General features: G+C 61.4%; 2 protein-coding genes. Both read left to right on the top strand.

Annotation, left to right across the window (positions count from 1 at the left end; all coding sequences use genetic code 11):
- Positions 1–87: 87 nt before the first annotated feature.
- Positions 88–1,404, top strand: coding sequence for an ATP-binding protein (locus RMO23_RS16985; RefSeq protein ID WP_309683906.1), 1,317 nt, complete (start codon positions 88–90; stop codon positions 1,402–1,404).
- A 14-nt stretch (positions 1,405–1,418) separates the two neighbouring features.
- Positions 1,419–1,665 (top strand): response regulator (locus RMO23_RS16980; protein WP_309683905.1); only part of this gene is annotated, 247 nt, incomplete at its 3' end.

Raw genomic sequence — 1,665 nt, 5'->3', positions numbered from 1 at the left:
AAACCGGTGTGAATATTTTTGCCGAGTTTCAAGTTCCGAAGTGACATCGCCGTGCAGCGTGAAACATTGTCTCCCTATCACGCCGAGATGAGCGAGTTTCGTCTTGCCTATAGCAAGGCGGGGGCCATTGTTTCGGCCGTTTTGGTGATGTTTGGCTTGGGGCTGGACTACTCGCTTTATCCGGCGCTTTTTGCCGAATTCGCGACCGCGCGCGTCGTGACCACGACCTTGACGCTGCTGGTGTTCTGGATGCTGCGCGACTTGCCCCTGGGGCAAAAATATGTGCAGCCGCTCACCCTGCTTTGGCTGGCCTTGCCGCAGATCATGATCTCCTGGATGATCTGGCGTGCCGATGGGGTGGACTCCATCTATTTCGTGGGTTTGCATTTGGCCCTGTATGCCACGGGGATCATTCTTCCGATTGGGTTTCTCGAGGGCGTGGGCTTTGGGTTGCTCACGTATCTGCTTTATTTCCTTGCGTGTTATTTGCATCCCCAGGGGTTGGAAAATATCAGCCGGTTCACCGGGGTCTCCATGTTCATTTTGTTTTCGGCTTCGGTCAGCGCCTTCTGTACCTATTTCAATGAACGTGGCCGCCTGAACGTGTTCAGTCTGCAGTACCAAGTTGCAGAGAAAAATGCCGCCCTGGAGAAGACCAACAAGGTGCTCGCGGAAACCAACGCCGCCCTCGCCGAGGTCAAGGGCCAGCTGATCCAGCGCGAAAAGATGGCAGCCCTGGGCACGCTGTCGGCGGGGCTGCTGCACGAGGTCAACAACCCGGTCAACTACAGCCTGATGGCGATCAACATGGCCTTGATGGAGCCGGCGGCCGCGCAGAACGCCAATCTCAAGGAAAGCCTGACCGATGCGCGCGAGGGCATGCAGCGAATCCAGAGCATTGTGTCGGACCTGAAAACCTTCGCCTACCAAAAACCGGGCGTCGACGGCCAGCGTGTCTTCCTGCTGGAAAAAGCCATTCAGTCCGCGCTGCGCCTGACCAGCTTTGAGCTCAAGGGCGTCAAGGTGGATATGGCGCTGCCGCAGGACACCCATGTGCTGGGTGACGAACCGGCCATCATCGGCGTGCTGATCAACCTGTTCAGCAACGCCGCGCTCGCCCTGAACAGTGCGGCGCGCGAGCAGCCGCAGATTTCGCTGCGCGGCGAGCACCGCGATGGGCGCCTCTGGCTGGCGGTGCGCGACAACGGCACCGGCATTGCGCCCGAGAACGTCGGCCGGGTGCTCGAGCCCTTTTTCACCACCCGTGATGTGGGTGCCGGCCTGGGGCTGGGGCTGAGCGTGAGCTACGGCATCATCCAGCGCCACGGGGGCCTGCTGGCGGTCACCAGCGAGTTCGGCGCCTGGACCGAATTTTCCCTTGACCTGGCCGAGCCCCAGTCGTGAGGGATGACGACGCCATGACGACTGCCCGACCCCTGCCCCAGGCAACCCAGGGGGCCTGCACCATACTGTTCGTCGATGACGAGGCGCAGGCCTGCAAGTGGTTTGCCCGGCTGTTCGCTGACGAATTCTCCATCATCACGGCCGGCAGTGTCGACGAGGCCTTGCAGGCGCTGCGCGCGCGCGGCCCCGACATCGCCGTGCTGGTGACCGACTACCGCATGCCGGTCCGCAACGGCCTGGCGCTGCTGCAGGAGGTCCAGC

The sequence above is a fragment of the Polaromonas sp. genome, from assembly GCF_031411155.1.
Lineage (GTDB): Bacteria > Pseudomonadota > Gammaproteobacteria > Burkholderiales > Burkholderiaceae_C > Polaromonas.
The sequence above is the reverse complement of the archived record's forward strand: the minus strand, read 5'-3'. Positions and strand labels throughout refer to the sequence as shown.

Coding starts and splice junctions, on each gene's coding strand:
- RMO23_RS16985 (WP_309683906.1), top strand. CDS start 88: ATGAGCGAGTTTCGTCTTGCCTATAGCAAGGCGGGGGCCATTGTTTCG.